The organism is Kineobactrum sediminis (genome assembly GCF_002868715.1).
Lineage (GTDB): Bacteria > Pseudomonadota > Gammaproteobacteria > Pseudomonadales > Halieaceae > Kineobactrum > Kineobactrum sediminis.
Genome location: NZ_PKLZ01000001.1, coordinates 501,975 through 522,441 on the forward strand (window position 1 = coordinate 501,975; position 20,467 = coordinate 522,441).

Here is a 20,467-nt window from a genome sequence, read left to right on the forward strand (position 1 = left end):
CCGCCTACGGGAAACTGCAACGCCTGACCTGAGCCACCGTTGTTGTTTTGGAGTCCAGCATGAACATCAAGCCAGTATCTGTAACCTGTCGTATCGGCCTTCTCATCCTGGGCGCGGTGTTCATTACCGCCTGTGCCGTCGGGCCACCCAAGCCCGATATAGACTTCAAGCCGGGTTATGATTTCAGCGAAGTACAAACCGTGGCCTTTTACGAAAACTCCGGCCTGGTGGAGGGCGATAACCCATTACAGCTCAGCGATATGCAGAAAAACCGGATTGACGCCGCGATCGCACACGCGCTGCGCAATAAAGGCCTGGAGCTTGTGGACGATGCCGACAAAGCCGATATGCTGGTCAGCTGGCACCTTGTTACCCAGTTCAAGACCGACGTGCGTACTCGCCCCTATCCCAGCACGATGAGCCTTTATTACGGTTACAATCGCTACAGCCTTTACAATTGCTGGGGGTGCATCGGAACTCCCACGGACATTTCAGTCAGGGACTACACCGAGGGCACCTTTATCGTCGATATGATCGACCCGGAACTTGAGCAGTCGGTATGGCGAGGCATTATCCGCACCCGCCTGTACGACGAGCAGGTTCAGAACCAGGCCGAATACAATGAGGCCGCCGAAGCGATTTTTGCGAAGTTCCCTCCCCCCACAAGCGTGTAACCATCTATTGAGCCTGCGGGCGGGCTTTGCTATAGTCCGCCGTCCTCAAAAGCGTCATTGGAAAATGGCGCCCCGAGGCAATGCCGACAGCGGCAGCAGGCCCCGAGCCTGCAACAACATCGTGTTTTTCCGCCCGTAGCTCAGCTGGATAGAGCGCTGCCCTCCGGAGGCAGAGGTCGCAGATTCGAATTCTGCCGGGCGGGCCATATTTACTGGGGACTTTACAACAACGAACCCAGGATTCCGGACTCATGTACCCACACATCAAAATGCTCAAAAACCGGCTCTGGATCGCGGCGACAGTAATAACTGTTGGCATCAGCGGCGTGGTAATGGCTGATACCCGGCAGGATCAGGCGGCGTGGATGGAAGGTTTTCCGCCGCCGCAAGGCAGTATCATCCGCAACAGCGATCGCGACTTCTTTTCCTTTCCCAAGTTGACCTGGTCAGTTTGCCACCTTCGCCAGCTGCTGCCGACCAAAGCGGTATCACGGGGCCTCGCCGCGCCTGTCCCGTTCGAATATCGGCCGGACCGCAACATTGACCAAATCGAGTTCCGGCGCAGCGATACCGGGGAAACGATGAGCTGGGCAGAGGCCTACACCGCAAATCACACCGATGGGCTCATTGTTCTGCACAAGGGAAAAGTGCTGTATGAGCGCTATTCGGGATGCCTGGACGAGCTTGGAAAACACGCCATCATGTCGATGACCAAGTCCATCGTGGGACTCATGGCGGAGATACTGATTGCCGAAGGGGTCCTCGATGAACACGCGCTCGCCGGCGAGCTCGTTCCCGAGCTCAAAGCCGGTGCTTTTGGCAATGCCACACTGCGACAGATTCTGAACATGACAACCGGGCTGAAATACAGCGAGGATTACACCGATCCCAAGGCCGATGTCTGGGTATATAACGAAGCCGCAAGTCCCCTGCCCAAACCTCCCGGATTCGAGGGCCCGCGAAGTTATTTTGAATATCTGCAGACTATTGAGCCCGAGGGTCAACACGGCGAGGCCTTTGCCTATAAAACCATAAACGTTGATGCGGTGGGATGGATCATTGCCAGAGCCACCGGGAAGTCGATAGCGGAGCTTCTGTCTGAGCGCATCTGGCAGAAAATAGGCGCCGAACAAGAGGCTTATTTTACCATCGATTCAATTGGAACCCCTTTCGCGGGTGGAGGCCTTAGCGGCGGCTTGAGAGACCTGGCCCGTATAGGCCAGCTGATGCTTGATGAAGGCTCACTCAACGGCGAGCAGCTGATTCCCAAAGATGCGATAAAAAGTATCACTGCCGGTGCGAACCCCGAGGATTTCGCCAAAGCGGGGTACGACACCATCCCGAATGGCAGCTATAAAAGCCTTTGGTGGCTTTTTCACAATGACAATGGTGCCTATGCGGCCAGAGGTGTTCATGGCCAGACGATCTATATTGATCCCACGGCGCAGATGGTCATTGTCCGCTTTGCCTCGCACCCAACCCCAGGCAACGCTGCCAACGACCCAACGTCCCTGCCAGCTTACCAGGCGCTGGCTGACTATCTGCTGAACTGAGCTTCCGGAGATAAGGGTCTTCAACTACAACGAATCTCAGCTTCATATTAACTCAACAGCCATACCGGGCAATGAACGCTATACTCGCTTCACTCAAACGCACCCCGATGATGGGGTGCCGAGAAGGAGAACGAGTAATGAGCAGCATCGATATTGGTATCAGTGAACAGGATCGCAACGAAGTGGCGGAAGGACTGAAGTGCCTGCTGGCTGACTCCTATACCCTGTATCTGCAAACCCACTACTTCCACTGGAACGTGACCGGGCCCCAGTTCCGCGAGCTGCACCTGATGTTCGAGGAGCATTACCTGGAACTGGCCACCGCGGTGGACGATATCGCCGAGAGAATCCGTACCCTCGATGTCTTTGCGCCCGGCACCTACAAGGCTTTTGCCGAGCTCAGCGCCATTAAGGAAGTGGAAGCATTACCGGCCGCGAAGGACATGGTGACCACCTTGACCGAAGGCCACGAACAGGTGGTTAAAACCTGCCGCAAGGCGCTCAAGGTGGCACAGCAGGCCGATGATGAATCCTCGGCAGCGCTGATCTCGGACCGCATGCGCGTCCACGAAAAGACCGCCTGGATGCTGCGGGCACTCAATAGCTGATTCTAGAACCCCTGGGGTCAGGTCTCGCATTGTAGCATTTGGCCATATTGAGGTGGGAGCTGGGGTCAGGTCTCGCTTTGTAGCACCGATGCGTTATCAAGCCGTTATCGCAGATATCCAGACGGTGCTACAAAGCGAGACCTGACCCAGGCCCTTCAAGCGCCATCACCAAATGCTACAATGCGAGACCTGACCCCATACTGTTACATTTGCGGGACTTCGGCTTCGTCGATGGGGAGTTCGCCGCGGCCGATGCGTTCGGCGCGCTGTTGTAGTGTGTGTGCGGCGTCTTCAAGCCCGATCATGATCACAAAGCGCTGCTCGCGAATACCCTGCAGGCAGTACTGTGCCAGCTCGTCCAGGTCCTGGAAACTGAGTTCCATGCCCGCGGCCGCCGCGGCTTTCTTGAAATCGTCAATCGATGGCACCGGCGCCGTGGGCTTTTCCCGGGCCAGGTTGCCGGGTCGGTTACGGTCTGTGGTCCAGATGCCGGTTTCCAACAGGCCACCGGAGGGGTAGAACACGGACGCACCCAGCACCGTATCCTGGGACTGTAACTGCGCCGCCAGGCACTCTGTCAGGCAGGACACCGCGGCCTTGCTGGAGGCGTAGACCGACTGGTAGGGCAGCGCGGAGATGCCGCCGTCGCCCGAGGAGGTGTTGATCACATAACCCGGCTCGCCGGAGGCGATCATGCGCGGTACAAAGGCCTGGATGCCGTGCACAACACCCAGTACGTTAACGCCGTGCACCCACTTCCAGTCATTGGGTGTGGTCTCCCAGATGTTGGCGGAGGGCGCTGCCACACCGGCGTTGTTGAACAGCAGATGGCAGCGACCGTAGTGCTCAAAAACGTGATCCGCGAGGCTGTTGACCGAATCCGCGTCCGAGACATCCGCGACGACGCCGGTGATGTCACCCAGCGCTTCAAACTCAGCCATTACGCGATCCAGGGCTTTCTGCTCAACATCCGCCACAACAACCCGGGCGCCCTCCTGCAACAGAGCCTTGACCAGAGCCCGCCCGATGCCGCTGGCGCCGCCGGTAACCACTGCCACTTTATCGTTAAAATCCTTCATTTTCTGCCAAGCTCCTTTGTTATCCGTTTATTGTGAACGTCAGGATGTTCCTTAATGCTGTACTGAAAATACAGTAACCACCACCGTCATTGACAGCGTCGACGATTATCCGGCCACTGGCGGTTCAACAAACTCGACCATTTTTACAACTCCGGTTGCTTACGGGCAGCTTAGGCGCGACCATTACGCTTGGCCCAAGAGATGTCCAGGTTTTGTCCCAAATGCTAGCAGATCACAATAAACGCCAGGTTATGACCCTGGTCCTGATTTACGTTGTTGCCGCCACACTCTGGATACTACTAAGCGACTGGCTGCTTTTCAGCATCTGGCCGGGCAGCGAGCACGTGCTCGGCAGCAACATCAAGGGTACGGGCTTCGTGATCTTCACCTCCCTGGTGCTGTGGATTCTGCTCCACCGTATTTCCCATACGGAGTTGCGCGCGGAACAGGCAGAAACCGCAACCACACTGAACCTGTTCAACCTCCCCCAGTTCTTTGCCTCGCTTCCCGTTGTGGTCTATGTCCTTGACGTTTCCGATGGCGATTCCCGGGCCATCTGGGTCAGCAGGAACATCGAGGACATTATTGGTTATCCTGTTAGTGTCGCACTTGAGCCAGGCTGGTGGGAAAAAAACCTTCACCCTGAACACCGGGAACAGAATGTGGCGGACTTTCGCGAAATACTGGAACAGGAGGGTGGCAATCACGCTTACCACTTCCGTCATGGCGACGGGCCTTATGTATTCATCAAGGACGAGCTGCGCCTGATCAGCAGGCCGGACAGTAATACCCGGAGGTACATCGGGGTCTGGACCGATATCAGCGAAAGCCACAAGGCGGAAGAAGCAATACTCGACTATTCAAAGAAGCTCGAACACGCGATGTTTGCCACCGTCAACAGTATTGCCAGACTGAGCGAGCTTAGGGATCCCTATACCTCCGGCCATGAGCGCCGGGTGGGTGAAATGGGAGCAGCCATTGCCGTCGAGATGGGCCTGGATCAACACACCTGTATGGGTCTGCGTATAGCTGGCCTGCTGCACGATATCGGCAAGATTGCGGTGCCCGCGGAAATACTTGTCAAACCCGGCAGATTGTCAGGAACGGAATATGCCCTGGTGAAGGAGCATCCCGAATACGGCTACTCCATTCTCAAGGACGTGACTTTTCCCTGGCCGGTGGCACGGGTTGCCCGCGAACACCACGAGAGAATGAACGGTAGTGGCTATCCACAGGGGCTCAAAGGTGAGCAGATCAGCCTGGAGGCACGCATTATCGCCGTCGCCGATGTCATCGAGTCGATGGCATCCCACCGGCCGTATCGGGCCGGCCTGGGCCTGGCCGAAGCCCTGGAAGAGATAGAGCGGGGCTCGGGCACCCTTTACGATGCAAAGGTGGTTGCCGCCTGTTTAACCATTTTCCGCGAACAGGATTACGTTATTACCGATTAATCCGGCGGCGAACCCGCTAGGCCTCTTTGTGCAGCGTCTGCATGATGCTTGAAAAATCCTGCTGGCCACCACCTTCCGCCTGCAGTTTGCTGTACAACTCCTTCGCCAGCTGACCCATGCGATTGTCAACGCCGCTCTGCTCGGCGATAGCCATGGCCAAGCCCAGGTCTTTCGCCATCAGGTCAACCATGAAGCCCGGCTTGTAGTCGTTACTGGCCGGGGCTTTTTCCATCACCCCCGGGAACGGGTTGTAGACTTCCAGAGACCAGTTGCGTCCGGAGCTGGCAAGCATGATCTCGGACAGCACTTTTGGGTCCAGGCCATTGCGCACACCCATTTCCAGGGCCTCGCAGGTACCGATCATGTGAATCGCCAGCAGCATGTTATTACAGCCCTTGGCGACCTGGCCCGCACCTGCGGGACCCGCGTGAAAGATATTCTTGCCCATGTCGGCGAGGATGATCCTGGCGCGGGCAAAGGTGTCCGCCTCGCCACCGCACATGAAGGCGAGTGTACCGGCGGCCGCGGCGGCAACACCGCCGGACACGGGTGCGTCCATGAAACCAATGCCCATGGCGGCGGCGGCCTGTCCCACTTCGCGGGAGGGCGGTGCGTCGATGGTACTGCAATCAAGCACCGTAGTGCTTTTGTCCAGCTGCGCGAGCAAGCCGTCGTCACCGAGATAGATGCCCGCAACGTGCTTGCCCGCGGGCAGCATGGAGATCACATAGTCTGCCCCACGCACTGCATCACTGGCGGTATCGGCGACCACGGCACCCGCGTCCCGCAGCTGCTGGCAGGCTTCGGGCGAAAGGTCAAATACCTGCACGGAGTGCCCGGCCTTGACCAGGTTGATGGCCATGGGGCCGCCCATATTGCCGAGGCCGATAAATCCGACGTGTGCCATTTCATTCTCTCCTGTGCGGTTAAAGGTCTGCCAGCGGGTTTTCGGGCCACGGTGCCTGGAAAAACGAATCCAGCAGGGCTTCGGGGACATCCCGTGTGCTGCGGTACTGCCAGGCAGGATTGCGATCCTTGTCCAGCAGCAATGCCCGCACGCCTTCGGCGAATTCGGGATAGCGCACTACATTGGTGGCCAGCAGCAGCTCAGCCTGGAATACTTCCCGCAGCGAAGAGTGCCGGGTTTCATCAAGCTGGCGACTGATCCACAAGGCTGCCAGCGGTGAGCCATGGGCAAGCCCGTCCCTGGCTTTTGACAGCCACGGATCACTGGTTTGCTGGTTCACGATATTGTCGACAACCTGGTGAATGTCGTCGCCGTCACAGAGTGAGTTGATGAGGCTCAGGTGTGGTTCCACCTGGCCTCCGGGCATGCTGCCGATACTCTGCTCGGTGAACGGCCGCAACACATGCCGTACCTGGGCATGATCGGTGCCGGCGTCGCCGGTCCAGTTGCTGCGTCGCAACTGCTCCAGTACGGCACTCTTGTGTTCACTGCAGATGAAGCGGTCGGCGATACCGGTAAACACGGCATCTGCCGCGTTCATTGAGGCCCCGGTGAGCGCAAGAAACAGCCCCGCCTTACCCGGCATGTGATTGAGAAACCAGCTGCCGCCCACATCCGGAAACAGGGCTATGGTGATCTCCGGCATGGCGATGCGGGTGGCCTCGGTCACGACCCGATGCGAACACCCGGCCATTACGCCGAGACCGCCGCCCATCACAATGCCATGACCCCAACATACAATCGGCTTGGGGTAGGTATGCAGGGTATGGTTCATCCGGTATTCGCGCGCAAAAAACGTTTCCGCCTCTACACAGGGTCCACCGGGGGTAGCCGTGGCAGAGCGGTGCAGGGCCTGCACATCACCGCCGGCACAAAAGGCTTTCTCACCGCTGCCGTCAATAAAGACAGCGGCAATGTCCGGGTCCACACGCCAGCTATCCAGCTGTTGTTGCAGCATGTCGACCATCGGCAGGGTCAGGGAATTCAGGGTCTTGGGCACATTCAGGGTCAAGCGCCCGACTTTCAGCCGGCCACAGGCCACTTCTTCAATAATAACGGGGGCATCTGACATGTTGGGTCCTTAGCGGTTTTTCCACTGTGGCTTGCGTTTCTCCAGGAAGGCGTTGACACCCTCGCGCTGGTCTTCGGTGGAAAACAGGTCGACAAACAGGTCCCGTTCGAGCGCCAGACCAGAGCTGATTTCAATATCCCGGGCACCGTGGATCAGGCGCTTGCAGGAGGCAACTGCGCCCGGGCTCTGGCCACCCACCTTCTCCGCCAGCGCCAGGGCGGCAGTCAGGGATTCACCTTTCGCCACCACCTCTTCCACCAGGCCGATACGCAGGGCGGTAGCGGCATCAACCCGCTCGCCACAGAGAATGATACGCTTCGCCCAGCCCTCACCCACCAGACGCGCAAGACGCTGGGTACCGCCGGCACAGGGCAGCAAGCCCACTTTCGCCTCGGGCAGTGCCATTTGCACACCTTCCTCGGCAATGCGTATGTCACAGGCCATGGCCGCTTCCAGCCCACCGCCCATGGCAAAACCGTTCACTGCCGCGATGGAAACCCCGCGGAAATCCGCCAGGGTTTCAAAAGCCTCCCCAAAATAGACAGCCATGGTGCGCGCCTGCTCCGGATCGCCGTCGGCGAACAGCTTGAGATCGGCGCCCGCGGAGAAAAACTTCTCCCCGGCACCAGTCATCACCAGGGCAAAGATTTCAGGCTCCCCGTTCAGGGTGTTAATCAGCTCGCGCAATGCCGGCAGGCTTTCGGTGTCCCAGGTGTTTGCGCCGGGATTGTCGATGGTGATCAGCGCGGTATGACCGCGCACTTCCACCTTGAGTTTGTCCGATGTGCTCAGGCTCATTTTATGACCTCCAGTGCGCCTTCCATTAATAGTTTGCGAGCCACGATCACCCGCATGATTTCATTGGTGCCTTCCAGAATCTGGTGTACCCGGGTATCGCGCACGTGACGCTCCATGGGGTATTCGCGAATATAGCCGTAACCGCCAAACAGCTGCAGGGCATCATTGCATATGGTGAACCCGGCATCGGTGGCGAAACGCTTGGCCATGGCGCAGTAAGTGGATGCCTGCGGGTCTTTATTGTCGAGCTTGCTTGCCGCCAGCCGGATCATCTGCCGGGCGGCCACAAGCTCGGTAAGCATATCCGCCAGCTTGAACTGGGTCGCCTGGAAATCCGCGATTGCGGTATCAAACTGCCTGCGCTCTTTGACGTAGGCAGTGGCTTCCTCCAGTGCCTGCTGCGCAGTACCCACACTGCAGGTCGCGATATTGATGCGACCACCATCCAGTCCGGCCATGGCAATAGAAAAACCCTGGCCTTCCTCGCCCAGGCGGTTGCCGACCGGAACCCGCACATTATCAAATGTGACCATGCGCGTGGGCTGGGCATTCCAGCCCATTTTCTGTTCTTTCTTGCCGTAGCTGATACCCTCGGCATCCGCGGGCACGAGCAGTGCCGTAATACCCCGGGAACCGTTGTCACTGGTGCGCAGCATCACCACCAGGACATCGGTTTCACCGGCACCGGAAATAAACACCTTGCTGCCGTTTACAACATAGTCATCGCCCTCGCGACGCGCCGTTGTGCGCAGTGAAGCGGCGTCGGAACCCGCACCGGGCTCGGTCAGGCAGTAGGATGCCAGGGTGACACCCGCGACCAGGTCCGGACACCAGGCTTCAATAACGGCATCCGAGCAGTAATGGCCGATCATGCTGGTGGCCATGTTGTGGATGGTGAGAAACGCAGCGGTGGTGGTACAGCCGCGCGCCAGTTCCTCGACAATCAGGCTGGCATCGAGCCGACCCAAACCCAGGCCACCGGCGCTTTCAGGGGTATACATGCCCATGAAACCGAGTTCCCCCGCCTGGCGCAGGGCATCCTTGGGAAAGAAGGACTCTTCATCCCATTTCGCCGCGTTGGGGGCGAGCACTCCATCCGAGAATGCTCGCGCACTGTCGACAAAAGCCTGCTGTTCTTCGTCAATCGCAAAATCCATACTGTACTCCTGATCAGAACCGGTTCATGACAGAGCCAAACAGCTCTTCGTCAGAAGGGATAACCTTGGTTTCAACCAGGGGTTTTGACACCCAGGTTTCATTGATCAGGTCGCGCCAGGTGATGTTGTGGTTGATACTGTTGCCACCCCAGGAACCGCACCCCAGCGAGAATGTCTGGCGCATGCCATTCCACAGATTACCGCTGTTGGAGGCCGCCTGGGGCTGGTTGACCATCACCCGGGAGGTCCGGGTCGCCATGGCCAGGCGCATGATGTTGTCGTCACTGTAGGAGTAGATGCCACAGCTGTGGCCCTGCCCCTGGTAGGCCTGGATACGGTTAGTGAGATCAATGGCGTCGTCAATGTCCTTAACCTTGTACAAGGCCATGGTCACCGTGAGCTTTTCCCCGGAAAAGGGATACTCAGGGCCGGCACCCACTTCCGGAACAATCAGGAACTGCTTGCCCTCGGGCAGGTCGATACCTGCACGGCCGGTAATGTTCACTGCGTGCTGGGCGACCACACTCGCATTTAAGTGACCATCCTGCCACAGCACGTCCTGCAACTTCTGCTTGTCGTCACCTTCAATAACATAACCGCCCTCGTGCTTGAGCTTTTCCAGAAATTCGTCATAGACGGATTCGAAAACCAGCACTGAATTGTCGGATGAGCAGGAAGCGGCGAGATCCAGGGTTTTGGAAATGCGTATTTTTTCCGCCGCCTCATCCAGGTCGGCAGTATCGTCCACGGTAATCACCGCGTTCCCCACGCCCACCCCGAGAGCCGGGGTGCCCGATGAATACGCCGCACTCACCATGGCGCCGCCGCCGGTGGCGAGAATGCGGTCACACTGGCGCATCAATTCATTGGTTTTGTCCAGGGAGGGTATATCAATGCTCTGCACCAGGTCCGCCGGGCCACCCATGGCAACGATGGCGCCACGCATGTAGTCGCAGATCATCTTGTTGGTGAGTTTGGCGCGTGGGTGCGGTGCAACGATAATGGCATTGCGGCCCTTCACGGCGGAAATGGCCTTGATAACCGGCGTTGCCTCGGGGTTGGTTGAGGGCGATAGCGCACCGATCACCCCGATCGGCTTGGCGATCTTGACCAGGTTGCGCTCGACATCCTCCTCAATCACACCCACGGACTTATCATTGATGATATCCATCAGCGTGGCGCGGGTCTTGCGATGGATCTTCAGGTACTTGCCCTCGTAGTTACCCAGCTGGGTTTCCTCTACGGCAAAGCGCGCAATTTTCTCGGAAATATCTTCCTGTGCAACCGACCAGACCATCGCCGTGATCAACTCGTCGACCTGCTCCTGGGTGTAGTGCTCAATTGCGGCCTGGGCCGCGCGGCCACGGGCCATCATCGCGGCAATTTCCTGCTGAACTTCGTTGTCCTGTTGAATATCCTGGGCGTTTTCCATGTCTTATTCTCCTCACCTGGCAATCACTGATCCGCTCCCTGAAGGAGCGACTATAGACGGAATATGTTAGTAACCCATGAGGGTACTGCCATCAGGAATGCAGGTATAGAGAGAATCTTGCGCTTAATATGGATTATATTGCGTCACCAGCGACAAAAGACAAGGCGCGGCACGCGAATTCTGCCGCATGCAATCCGGCCTTGTTACGGCTAGAATCCATGGCTTCCAGCAACCGTCACCCGAGCCCGATAATGCCCCGCAAATCCATTGCCCTACCCGAAACCTTTGTCTTCACCACCGGCTATGACGTGCTTTATACCGATGTGAACGCGGCCAACCACCTGGGGGCGGATCGCCTGCTGTCAATTGCCATGGAGGCCCAGCTGCGGTTCATCAGATACCTTGGGCATACTAACGCCATCGCCTTCGAGGATGCGGGCCTGATCATGGCACACGCGGAAACAGCCTACATGGCGGAGGCCGACTATGCCGACCATCTGCTTATCGAACTGGGTGCACGCGAATTCGAGACCCACAGTTTTCAATTCGTCTACCGAATCAGCAAGGATGACGGGGCCCGGGAGGTGGCACGGGTGGCGACAACCCTGCTGTTTTTCGACTACCAACAAAAATGCGTAGTGCCGGTTCCCGACGGCTTCAGGGAACAGATATTGGGCAAGTTCAAATAATTGCGCCAGGCCGCGCCCATTGATTGAAACAATGGCAAAGCCTGCACTATTCACGGCCTAATCAGGGCTTCAGTCAGCGATTGCCCCACTGGCATCGTGTTCAGCAGTAAGGAAACCCACATGCGCCACGCTCTTTTGTCCGCCGCCCTGCTCTACCTCGCCTCTGCCATCGCGATTGCGGCACCGGTAAGCGAGGAGCGACTGCTCGCAGCACATGAAGAGGGCGACAACTGGCTGAGCCATGGGCGCACCTACAGCGAACAGCGCTTCTCGCCGCTTGCGCAGGTACATGACGGGAACGTCGATCAACTCGGCCTGGCCTGGTTTTTCGAGACCGATACTCACCTGGGCATGGAGGCCACGCCACTGGTCATCGATGGCGTGCTGTATATCAGCGGCGCGTGGAATACCGTCTGGGCACTGGATGCAAAAAGCGGCCAGCGGCTGTGGAAATTCGACCCTGAAATACCCCGGGAAAAAAGCATCAGTGCCTGTTGTGGAGTCATCAATCGCGGCCTGGCTGCATGGGGAGACGCGCTTTATATCGGCACCCTGGACGGGCGCCTGATCGCGATTGACCGCGCCACCGGTGAACAGCTGTGGTCACAACAGACTACGGATCCGGACCAGCCCTACTCCATCACCGGAGCGCCCCGGGTGGCCAAGGGCAAGGTATTTATCGGCAATGGCGGTTCCGAGTTCGGTATTCGCGGCTATGTCAGTGCCTATGATGCCGACACCGGGGAGTTTGCCTGGCGCTTTTACACCGTGCCCGGCAACCCGGCCGACGGCTTTGAGAGCGAGGCGATGGAGCGCGCGGCCGCCACCTGGAGTGGCGAGTGGTGGCGACAGGGTGGCGGTGGCACAGTCTGGGACAGCATCGTGTATGACCCGGAACTGGACCAGCTCTACATTGGGGTTGGCAATGGAGCACCCCACAACCGCCGCATTCGCAGCCCGGGAGGTGGCGACAACCTGTTCCTGAGCTCCATTGTAGCCCTGGATCCGGATACCGGGGACTATCTCTGGCATTACCAGGAGGTGCCTGCGGAAAGCTGGGACTATACCGCGACCCAACAGATCACCCTGGCGGAGATTCCCTGGGAAGGCGCGGCGCGCAAGGTTATCCTGCACGCTCCCAAGGCGGGTTTCGTCTACGTCATTGACCGTGCATCCGGTAAGCTGCTGTCCGCGGAACCATTCACCACCGTGACCTGGGCCAGCCACTACGACCTGGAGACCGGCCGTCCGGCGGAAGTGCCCGGACAGGATTACGACGGCAAGGCCGCGATGGTATATCCCTCTGCAATGGGTGGCCATAACTGGCATCCGATGGCCTACAGCCCCGATACCGGCCTGATGTACATTCCGGAGCTGGATATGGGCATGTTGTACGACGAGATCGAGCCCGTCGATTACCGGCACCTCAAGCGTCACTTCAATACCGGCTACAAGCTCAACCACGATGGCTATTCACAGCGCTTCACCCAGGCCCTGCTGGAGCACCTTCCCAAGGCCAGCCTGCTGGCATGGGATCCGGTCAAACAGGAGGCCGCCTGGAAACTGCCCCATCCCAACATTCACAATGGCGGCGTTCTCGCAACCGCCGGCAACCTGGTTTTTCAGGGAACTTCCGATGGCCGCATGCTGGCGGTGCAGGCCGATAACGGCGAACCGTTGTGGAGCTTCGCAACCGACAACAGTGTCATGGCCGGCCCCGTCAGCTATCGCGTGGATGGCGAACAGTACATTGCGGTAGCCGTTGGGCGTGGCGGCGCCCTGACCATGAACACCGGTAGAAGTTACCCCACCGGCAATCCCAATAATCGCATCATGGCCTTCAAGCTCAACGGCTCAGCGGCATTACCGCAAACACCAGAGGTCGCGAGACTGGAGCCACCGCAACGCCTCGATGTGTCGGCAACGGACCTGGCTGAGGGCCGGCAATTGTTCAACCGTTATTGCGCCCGTTGTCACGGCGCCGACGTATCGGGAGATGGCTCGATACCGGATCTGCGCAACCTCGAGCCTGTGTGGCACGAAAATTTCGAAGCGGTGGTACTGGAAGGCTTGATGGAAGAGGCCGGCATGCCGCACTTCGCGGATGTACTCGATAAAGACCAGACCCGTAAAATCCACGCCTATATCATTGAGCGAAGCCACGAGGACTTCAATCTCCGCCAGGAGACCGGCTGGCTGCAATCGTTACGTGATTTTGGTGCTGATATTTCCGCGCGAGCCCTGGCCTGGTTTATACGATTTACCACAGGGTAACCCATCGCGGCGCACACTGGAGCCGACCGCCACGGCAGCGTCGGCCTGTGCCAATTGCAGCGCCGTGGTGTTAGAATCCGTCATCGCGAACCGGTTACCGCAGGATCGCAGGTGACTTTCTTACCCCCGAGTTTGTCAGGTTGTCGTTTGGCCCGGCGTCAACGCAGTCACCCTGACACCACGACAAGGTGAACCTGAACTGAACGCTTACACCCCTACACTGCGTGCGCCCGTGTCATTTTGCCGGTGGCTGTTGCTGGTAACATTCGCGGTGCCCGCCCTGGCACTGATTCCCGAGCGACTTCCCAGCCAATACCTTTACGACCGCTATGGTCGGGAACAGGGCTTGCCCTCTGATACCGTTTGGGTTGCCCGCCAGGGCACGGATGACTACCTCTGGATTGGCACCAAGAACGGGCTGGCCCGCTTCGACGGCACCCGCTTTACCATTTTTGATAAAAAGAGTAATCCGGAATTCCAGTCGAGTGACATTCGCGATATCGAGGTCGCCGAAGATGGCAGCCTGTGGTTTGCGACCTATGGCGGCGGCGTCATGCATTTTGCCGACAACACATTCACGGTAATGAACAAGGCGGACGGTCTCGCCGACAACGTCGTCCACGACATTTTCATCGGTCCCTCGGGCACCGTCTGGTTCGCCACGGGATATGGCATTTCGCGCCTGCAGAACGGCGAATTCCGCAGCTGGAATGCGACCGATGGTTTGGTTGATAATCGCACATTCCGCATTTATGAGGACCCCAAAGGAACTGTCTGGGTGGCCACACTCACCAACGGCATCAGCCGTTTTGATGGCGATGAGTTTCATAATTACTCTGCAGGCAGCGGTATTGATTCCACCCAGGCACACCTGTTTTTTGACGATCCGGAACTCGGCCTGATAGTAACAACCGTTACCGGCAGCACCTATCGACTGACCGATAGCGGCCCGGCCCTGCACAGCAATACGGCGTTACAAAGTGGCCTGCCCCTGCATTCCGCCGTGCGCGACCGCGATGGCAGCCTGTGGCTGGGCACCTACGGAAAAGGCCTGTGGCGACTAAAGCCCGGGGAGGAGGCACAACTCCAGTCCCTGCCTCTCGACAGCTCTCAACCCGGTTATGTCTTTGCACTAACCGAGGATAACGAGGGCAATGTCTGGGCCTCCACAATGGATGGCGCGGTCAGGATCAAGGACAGCCCGTTTTTGCAATACGGGCAAGCGGAAGGGCTGGCAAACGCCACTTTTGTGGTTACCCAAAGCCAGGCGGACAACGCACTATGGGCCGGTACGGAAGGCAATGGCCTGTTCCGTATCGGCCCGGACGGGGCAATCACTCAAATAACCACCCGGGAGGGGCTGTCCAGCAATAATGTCTCTGCCCTGCTCGCGGAGCCTGATAACACGCTCTGGGTGGGCACCTTTGGTGGCGGCCTCGACCGTATTGCCAGCGACGGCAGTATCCGCCACTTTACGACCGTTGATGGACTTCCCGACAAGCATGTAATGGGTCTGCTGCGCGACAGCAATGAGCGGCTGTGGGTGATCACTGACGGCGGTGTAAGTTATCTGGACGACACGACCGACGGGCGCTTCAAACAGCTGGAGAGCATCCCTGACACCATGCCCCGACAGATCATGGAAGACAGCAGCGGGCGTTTCTTCATCAGCAGCAATAGCGGGCTATTCGTACTGGATGGTGAGCAACTACGGCACTGGACTCGAAAGGACGGGCTTGGCAGCGATCTTGTGACCACCACCTACGAGGACGCCGACGGGACGATCTGGATTGGCACCCGCGAGGCTGGCCTGGCCCGACTGAAAAATGGCGATCTTTTTTCATTCGACACCAGCCATGGGCTACCGCAGCTGTCGGTACTGGCCATACTGGAGGATGATGATAACAATCTCTGGATAAGCGGGGCGGGGGGCCTGATGACCGTCTCCCGCGACGCTCTGAACGCCGTTGCCAGCGGTGCTGCCGAGACCTTCAATGCGCGCCTGTTCCAGGAGGACGACGGCCTGCGCTCAGCCCAGTTCCTGGGGGGCTTTCAACCGGCAGGCTGGAAGGCACGGGACGGCAGTTTATGGTTTGCATCCAACCGCGGGCTGGTGGCCGTGGAGCAGTGGTCACCGACGGACACCAGAGCGCCCACCCGGCCCATTATCGAGCAAGTGAGGGTCAATGGCCGCGCAATACCATTATTAGACGAGCCGCTGGTGTTGCCGCCAGAGGGGCAGAATCTGGAAGTGGACTACACAGTCCCGCGCCTCGGCAATCCACACGATGTTCACTTTCACTATCAGCTCGAGGGTTTTGACCGTGAGTGGCAGCCCGCGGGTGAGCGTCGTACCGCTTATTTTACGGCGCTGACACCGGGTACAAAAACGCTGCGGATTGCGGCCAGCATCAATGGTGCCGGCTTTGACCCGACGCTGACTGAGCAACAGGCCGTTCTTCGCCTGCACCGGCGGCCCTACTGGCATGAGACCTGGTGGTCCAGGCTTGCGGCAGGACTCGCGGTATTGATGGCGGCAGTGGGCATTTACTTTTATGCAATACATCGCGCAACCCAACGCCAGCGCCGGCTTGAATTGCTGGTCGACAGGCGCACTCGCGAGCTGCAGATTGCGTTGTCCCGGGTAGAAGAGATCTCCCGCATTGACGGCCTGACCGGGATCGCCAATCGCCGCTATCTTGATGAAAATATGGACAAAGCCTGGCGGCAATGCGCCGCCCAGCACGCGCCGATCAGCATCATCATGCTTGATATCGATTTCTTCAAGCAGTTCAACGACAGCGAAGGCCATGTTGCGGGTGATAACTGCCTGCGACAGGTTGCCGAAACCCTGCAATCCGGCGTGTTGCGGGATGGCGACCTGGTCGCGCGCTATGGCGGTGAGGAGTTCCTGATTCTGTTGCCCGGGGCCGACACAGAGGCAGTGGCCGGCGTCGCCAGGCGTCTCCACCAGAAGGTGAGGTCATTGAAAATCCCCCACCCCGACAGCCGGATATCCCCCTACCTGACCGTGAGTATGGGTAATGCAACCGCCTGGCCCGCGGAAAAAGGCAGTCCCGACGAGTTGGTCCAGCGCGCAGATCGAGCCCTCTATGAAGCCAAAAGCGGCGGCCGCGACCAGGTCAGGACTGATCCGGGGCCCTGACGGACCACATCGCCGCCCTAATCTGCAGCCGCGACGGCGACCGCGCCCAGCATACTGTCATAGGTTGCCTGCATGACATTGATCATGTCCTCGGGGCTTACCCCATCAATCGTTACCCCGGCAAAAGAGGCCTGCCAGACGGCCAGCGTTCTGCCTTCGCCGGCATCGGCAAGGCTCGCCGTCACCCGATAATCCCGCATGATATTTACCGGGCCCTCCAGCACGGCATATTCAAGCTGATGTGTGGCGGGCGATAGTACCAATAGTTCTTCCTCTACCGGCTGGTCACTGCCGGGCATGAAAATGCGGCGAACCTGGCCCACACCTTCGCCGATTTTTTCTACCCGCTCAGCACCGGCAAACCAGTCCAGATTGGCAAAGTCAGCCACTACTGCCCAGACCTTGTCCAGTGGCGCATCCAGAGTTTTTTCAACCGTAAATTCATACATGAACCATTCCTCTCCTTATTGTGTATAACCCGGTGGCGCAGTAAAGGCCCGGTGATGTTGTTCAAGCAACCTGGCCACGGCCAGACTGGTGCGATCCCCCAGATAGCGCGCTACGATCTGCACCCCAACCGGCAGGCCATCCAAAGTAATACCGGCAGGCACTGCGGTTGCCGGCAGATAGGCGTTCAACGACAGGCCTGCCCAACGCAGAATATCCGTGTAAGGCCGCTCCATCCCATTGACCCACAATGTGCGCGCCTGCATATCGGGCAGGTGATCGTGGGCAAATGCCGGCACATGGGCACAGGGACAAATCAATACATCAAAGTCCTCGAAAAAGCGTGCCCACGTCGCCCGTGTCTGTTCGCGAATTTCGTTCTGGCGCAGCCATTCACTGTGGCTCAGTGCCAGCCCCCGAAGCTGTAACATGGGCTCGGCCATATCGGACGGATCGGCTTCCGCTACCGCAGCCTGGGCCATTTCGCGCACGGAAGCGGGCATTTCAGGCGCCATCGCGGCCATCAATAACTGCACGTAATTATGGTGATTGGCCTCCGGGGAGATCGCCGGCCTGGCATCCAGGTCAACCTGTGCCCCCAGGTGCTGCAGGGTGCCCGCCACCAGATTGACGCAGCGCAACACCTCGCTATCCACTGGACAAAAAGGATCATCCGCCCATATCGCTACCCGCAGGCTGGATATATCGGCAAAGTCCGGCGCCGGGAGCGCCAGCCGCCAGCCGGTTGCATTCGGCGGGCTGGGGCCGGCAAGTACATCAAGCGCCTGTTCAAGGTCATCAACACAGGTGGCGAGGGGGCCCGCCACTGACAAATCCGGCTCTGAGAGTACGTCTTCACCCGGTGGAAGATGACCCTGGAGCGGAACGATACCATAGCTGCTCTTGTGGCCAAAAACGCCGTTGAAGTGGCTGGGCGTACGAATCGAGCCGCCAATATCGCTACCCAGTTCAAGCGGTGTCAGGCCTGCCGCAAGAGCCGCGGCAGCGCCACCGGAGGAACCGCCACAGGTGCGTGCCCGGTTCCAGGGATTATTGGTGGTACCGTATACGTCATTGAAGGTTTGCAGGTCCGCACTCATGAAAGGCACATTGGTCTTGCCGAAAATGATCGCCCCGGCATCAATATAGCGCTGAACCGCTACCGCGTTGTTCGCCGGCACCTGGTCATGGCACTCGGGAATACCACCCACGGTTACCAGGCCTTCGGTACACCAGGCGTCCTTGATGGTCATCGGCACCCCATGAAGCGGCCCCCAATCCTCGCCCTTTGCCGCTGCAGCATCCGCTGCCTCGGCGCGGGTCCGGGCGCGTCCCTCATCGAGGGCGATCACCGCGTTGAGCTCTCCATTGAACTGCGCTACGCGGTCGAGAAAAAACGCCAGCACATCCACCGAGGATACGACGCCGGCTTTGATATCCCGGGCAATGGCAAAGGCACTGCGGTAGAGTAGATGCTGCATCTCAGCCTCATTTTTGGTGACGGGTTAAACTCCGGTTGTCAGCATAGCACCGATAATCGACCGTGAAACCCGAACCGGGCCAAACATCAGTCGACGATCCGGTAGCAGGGCACGTAATCCTGCTCGCCTTCGCCCAGCTTCATGCGCTGCTGTTTGACCAGCAGTTGCAACAGGCTGTCCATCTGTCTCAGCAGGCGTGGCTCGCCGCGCAATTGATAGGGGCCATGCAACCTCACCTGCTCAATACCAAAGGTTTTCACATTGCCTGCCACCAGACCGGAAAAGGCTCGCCGCAACTCGCTTGCGAGCTGGTGTGGCGGCAGTTCAGCGTGCAGGTCGAGGCTTGCCATATTGGCGTGGGTGGGGACGAACGGGACCTGCAGGTCTTTCGTTATCACCAGCTCCCAGTTGAAGTAGTAAGCCTGCTGCAGCCGCCGGCGGCGGGCCTGCTGATCCTGCACCACCTTGCGCACCGTATAGCCCACATGATCCGCATTACCGAGGATAATCTGGTAATGCTCCCGGACACCCTCACCCAGGCTGGCCACCAGAAAGGCCTCCAGCTCCTGAAAATACTCGGCACAGTTATCGGGGCCGGCAAATACTACCGGCAGGCTGTGGGCGTTGTCAGGGTGCATCAGGATACTGAACAGATAAAGGATCTCCTCCACCGTTCCCACTCCGCCGGGAAAAATGATCACGGCGTGGGCCAGGCGGACAAAGGCTTCCAGGCGCTTCTCGATGTCGGGCATTATGACCAGCTCATTGACAATGGCGTTGGGCGACTCAGAGGCAATGATGCCTGGCTCACTGATACCGATATAACGCCCGTCCTTGACCTGTTGCTTGGCGTGGCCGAGGGCCGCGCCTTTCATCGGGCCTTTCATGGCGCCGATGCCACAACCGGTGACAATATCCAGGCCACGCAGGCCCAGGGCGTAACCCACCTCCTTGGCGTAGTCATATTCATTTCGGGGAATGGCATGACCGCCCCAGCACACCACCATCTGCGGGGGCACATCCGGCCGCACGACATTGGCATTGCGCAAAATCCGGAACACGGTATTGGTGGCGTCGGACTGGACGCTGAAAGATTCCGGCGCCATTTTGATGTCGGTATAGATGATATCGCGGAGGCAGGCAAACAAATGCTCCTGGATACCACGGATCATCCGCCCATCCACGAAGGCCTGCGGTGGCGCATTAAAAAGCTCCAGCCGCAGCCCCCTGGACTGCGGCACTATCCGCAGCTCAAAATCCGAATAATCCGCATAAATTTCCGCCGCGTCATCCTTGCTGCTGTCAGTGTTGAGGATTGCAAGCGCGCAGCGGCGGAACAGGTCAAAAAGATCGCCGCGAGTGTTGGTTAATGCTTCGATTTCGGCCCGGGACAGCAGGTTGAGGGAACTGATCGGGTTAACGATGGCGTGTTCAAATTTTTCCATGCAAAGATCCTGAATAAAAAACGGTGGATGTTGCGGTCCCGCCTTTTGACTTTAACAGATTCTCCGCGAGCCGCGGTAACCAGCGACATTATCCATGCACACGAAAACAGAAACTATTCATATTGCGTAAGCCACGTTATTGTGACTATGATTGACGCGTCACCCAGATGACAT

The 20,467-nt window shown here is 58.5% G+C and carries 16 protein-coding genes and 1 tRNA gene; 8 read left to right on the forward strand and 9 right to left on the reverse strand.

The annotated features are described in order from the left end of the window. Positions 1-59 precede the first annotated feature (59 nt). The 4 genes from CWI75_RS02235 to CWI75_RS02250 all read left to right on the forward strand — a co-directional run bounded on the left by CWI75_RS02235 (position 60) and on the right by CWI75_RS02250 (position 2,835). Positions 60-674, forward strand: a complete 615-nt coding sequence (locus CWI75_RS02235) for a DUF4136 domain-containing protein (RefSeq protein WP_101519823.1) — start codon at positions 60-62, stop codon at positions 672-674. A 129-nt stretch (positions 675-803) separates the two neighbouring features. After that, a tRNA-Arg gene (locus CWI75_RS02240) sits at positions 804-880 on the forward strand. 45 nt (positions 881-925) lie between these two features. Further along, the gene (locus tag CWI75_RS02245) at positions 926-2,227 is read left to right on the forward strand and encodes a serine hydrolase domain-containing protein (RefSeq protein WP_241521040.1); all 1,302 of its coding nucleotides are present in this window, start codon (positions 926-928) and stop codon (positions 2,225-2,227) included. A 137-nt stretch (positions 2,228-2,364) separates the two neighbouring features. Continuing rightward, positions 2,365-2,835 carry a Dps family protein gene (locus CWI75_RS02250; RefSeq protein WP_101519824.1) on the forward strand — a complete coding sequence of 157 codons (471 nt, stop codon included), beginning with the start codon at positions 2,365-2,367 and terminating at the stop codon, positions 2,833-2,835. Positions 2,836-3,038: 203 nt separating this feature from the next. Here CWI75_RS02250 and CWI75_RS02255 read toward each other — a convergent pair whose 3' ends face one another. Beyond that, positions 3,039-3,914, reverse strand: a complete 876-nt coding sequence (locus CWI75_RS02255; RefSeq protein WP_101519825.1) for an SDR family NAD(P)-dependent oxidoreductase — start codon at positions 3,912-3,914, stop codon at positions 3,039-3,041. Between the two features lie 221 nt (positions 3,915-4,135). Here CWI75_RS02255 and CWI75_RS02260 point away from each other — a divergent pair, with 221 nt between their 5' ends. Next, positions 4,136-5,365, forward strand: coding sequence for an HD-GYP domain-containing protein (locus tag CWI75_RS02260; RefSeq protein WP_101519826.1), 1,230 nt, complete (start codon positions 4,136-4,138; stop codon positions 5,363-5,365). 16 nt (positions 5,366-5,381) lie between these two features. On the opposite strand, the gene mmsB is transcribed toward CWI75_RS02260, so the two are convergent. From mmsB to CWI75_RS02285, 5 genes are read right to left on the reverse strand one after another with little or no spacing between them, the layout of a single operon-like run. Beyond that, on the reverse strand, positions 5,382-6,272 hold the full coding sequence (gene mmsB / locus CWI75_RS02265) for a 3-hydroxyisobutyrate dehydrogenase (RefSeq protein ID WP_101519827.1): 891 nt from the start codon (positions 6,270-6,272) through the stop codon (positions 5,382-5,384). Between the two features lie 19 nt (positions 6,273-6,291). After that, a complete protein-coding gene (locus CWI75_RS02270) occupies positions 6,292-7,404 on the reverse strand; it encodes an enoyl-CoA hydratase/isomerase family protein (protein ID WP_101519828.1) in 1,113 nt (370 codons plus the stop codon). A 9-nt stretch (positions 7,405-7,413) separates the two neighbouring features. Then, positions 7,414-8,202 carry an enoyl-CoA hydratase gene (locus tag CWI75_RS02275; protein WP_101519829.1) on the reverse strand — a complete coding sequence of 263 codons (789 nt, stop codon included), beginning with the start codon at positions 8,200-8,202 and terminating at the stop codon, positions 7,414-7,416. Next, positions 8,199-9,359, reverse strand: a complete 1,161-nt coding sequence (locus tag CWI75_RS02280) for an acyl-CoA dehydrogenase family protein (RefSeq protein WP_101519830.1) — start codon at positions 9,357-9,359, stop codon at positions 8,199-8,201. The genes CWI75_RS02275 and CWI75_RS02280 overlap by 4 nt, the downstream gene beginning before the upstream one ends. A 13-nt stretch (positions 9,360-9,372) precedes the next feature. Next, complete coding sequence (locus CWI75_RS02285) at positions 9,373-10,791, reverse strand: aldehyde dehydrogenase family protein (RefSeq protein ID WP_101519831.1); 1,419 nt, start codon at positions 10,789-10,791, stop codon at positions 9,373-9,375. A 218-nt stretch (positions 10,792-11,009) separates the two neighbouring features. Here CWI75_RS02285 and CWI75_RS02290 point away from each other — a divergent pair, with 218 nt between their 5' ends. The 3 genes from CWI75_RS02290 to CWI75_RS02300 all read left to right on the forward strand — a co-directional run bounded on the left by CWI75_RS02290 (position 11,010) and on the right by CWI75_RS02300 (position 16,920). Beyond that, positions 11,010-11,480 carry a thioesterase family protein gene (locus CWI75_RS02290; protein WP_162299969.1) on the forward strand — a complete coding sequence of 157 codons (471 nt, stop codon included), beginning with the start codon at positions 11,010-11,012 and terminating at the stop codon, positions 11,478-11,480. Positions 11,481-11,600: 120 nt separating this feature from the next. Beyond that, positions 11,601-13,754, forward strand: a complete 2,154-nt coding sequence (locus CWI75_RS02295) for a PQQ-dependent dehydrogenase, methanol/ethanol family (protein ID WP_101519833.1) — start codon at positions 11,601-11,603, stop codon at positions 13,752-13,754. 253 nt (positions 13,755-14,007) lie between these two features. After that, positions 14,008-16,920: a diguanylate cyclase gene (locus CWI75_RS02300; RefSeq protein WP_101519834.1), complete on the forward strand. Its 2,913-nt coding sequence runs from the start codon at positions 14,008-14,010 to the stop codon at positions 16,918-16,920. A 17-nt stretch (positions 16,921-16,937) separates the two neighbouring features. Here the strand turns inward: CWI75_RS02300 and CWI75_RS02305 are convergent, their stop codons facing one another. The 3 genes from CWI75_RS02305 to ppnN form a co-directional block, all read right to left on the reverse strand. After that, positions 16,938-17,369, reverse strand: a complete 432-nt coding sequence (locus tag CWI75_RS02305; protein WP_101519835.1) for an SRPBCC family protein — start codon at positions 17,367-17,369, stop codon at positions 16,938-16,940. Positions 17,370-17,384: 15 nt separating this feature from the next. After that, positions 17,385-18,848 (reverse strand): amidase, encoded by a 1,464-nt coding sequence (locus CWI75_RS02310; RefSeq protein ID WP_101519836.1) that lies wholly within the window; start codon positions 18,846-18,848, stop codon positions 17,385-17,387. 86 nt (positions 18,849-18,934) lie between these two features. Then, entirely contained in the window at positions 18,935-20,293 is a 1,359-nt protein-coding gene (gene ppnN / locus CWI75_RS02315; protein ID WP_101519837.1) for a nucleotide 5'-monophosphate nucleosidase PpnN, read from the reverse strand. Between the last annotated feature and the right edge of the window lie 174 nt (positions 20,294-20,467).

Bases quoted from the DNA above. Each gene is read 5' to 3' on its own strand.
- CWI75_RS02290 (WP_162299969.1), top strand. From the start codon at position 11,010: ATGGCTTCCAGCAACCGTCACCCGAGCCCGATAATGCCCCGCAAATCC.
- ppnN (WP_101519837.1), bottom strand. From the start codon at position 20,293: ATGGAAAAATTTGAACACGCCATCGTTAACCCGATCAGTTCCCTCAAC.
- CWI75_RS02255 (WP_101519825.1), bottom strand. From the start codon at position 3,914: ATGAAGGATTTTAACGATAAAGTGGCAGTGGTTACCGGCGGCGCCAGC.
- CWI75_RS02305 (WP_101519835.1), bottom strand. From the start codon at position 17,369: ATGTATGAATTTACGGTTGAAAAAACTCTGGATGCGCCACTGGACAAG.
- CWI75_RS02250 (WP_101519824.1), top strand. From the start codon at position 2,365: ATGAGCAGCATCGATATTGGTATCAGTGAACAGGATCGCAACGAAGTG.
- CWI75_RS02270 (WP_101519828.1), bottom strand. From the start codon at position 7,404: ATGTCAGATGCCCCCGTTATTATTGAAGAAGTGGCCTGTGGCCGGCTG.
- CWI75_RS02280 (WP_101519830.1), bottom strand. From the start codon at position 9,359: ATGGATTTTGCGATTGACGAAGAACAGCAGGCTTTTGTCGACAGTGCG.
- CWI75_RS02295 (WP_101519833.1), top strand. From the start codon at position 11,601: ATGCGCCACGCTCTTTTGTCCGCCGCCCTGCTCTACCTCGCCTCTGCC.
- CWI75_RS02245 (WP_241521040.1), top strand. From the start codon at position 926: ATGTACCCACACATCAAAATGCTCAAAAACCGGCTCTGGATCGCGGCG.
- CWI75_RS02275 (WP_101519829.1), bottom strand. From the start codon at position 8,202: ATGAGCCTGAGCACATCGGACAAACTCAAGGTGGAAGTGCGCGGTCAT.
- CWI75_RS02285 (WP_101519831.1), bottom strand. From the start codon at position 10,791: ATGGAAAACGCCCAGGATATTCAACAGGACAACGAAGTTCAGCAGGAA.
- CWI75_RS02260 (WP_101519826.1), top strand. From the start codon at position 4,136: ATGCTAGCAGATCACAATAAACGCCAGGTTATGACCCTGGTCCTGATT.
- CWI75_RS02235 (WP_101519823.1), top strand. From the start codon at position 60: ATGAACATCAAGCCAGTATCTGTAACCTGTCGTATCGGCCTTCTCATC.
- mmsB (WP_101519827.1), bottom strand. From the start codon at position 6,272: ATGGCACACGTCGGATTTATCGGCCTCGGCAATATGGGCGGCCCCATG.
- CWI75_RS02310 (WP_101519836.1), bottom strand. From the start codon at position 18,848: ATGCAGCATCTACTCTACCGCAGTGCCTTTGCCATTGCCCGGGATATC.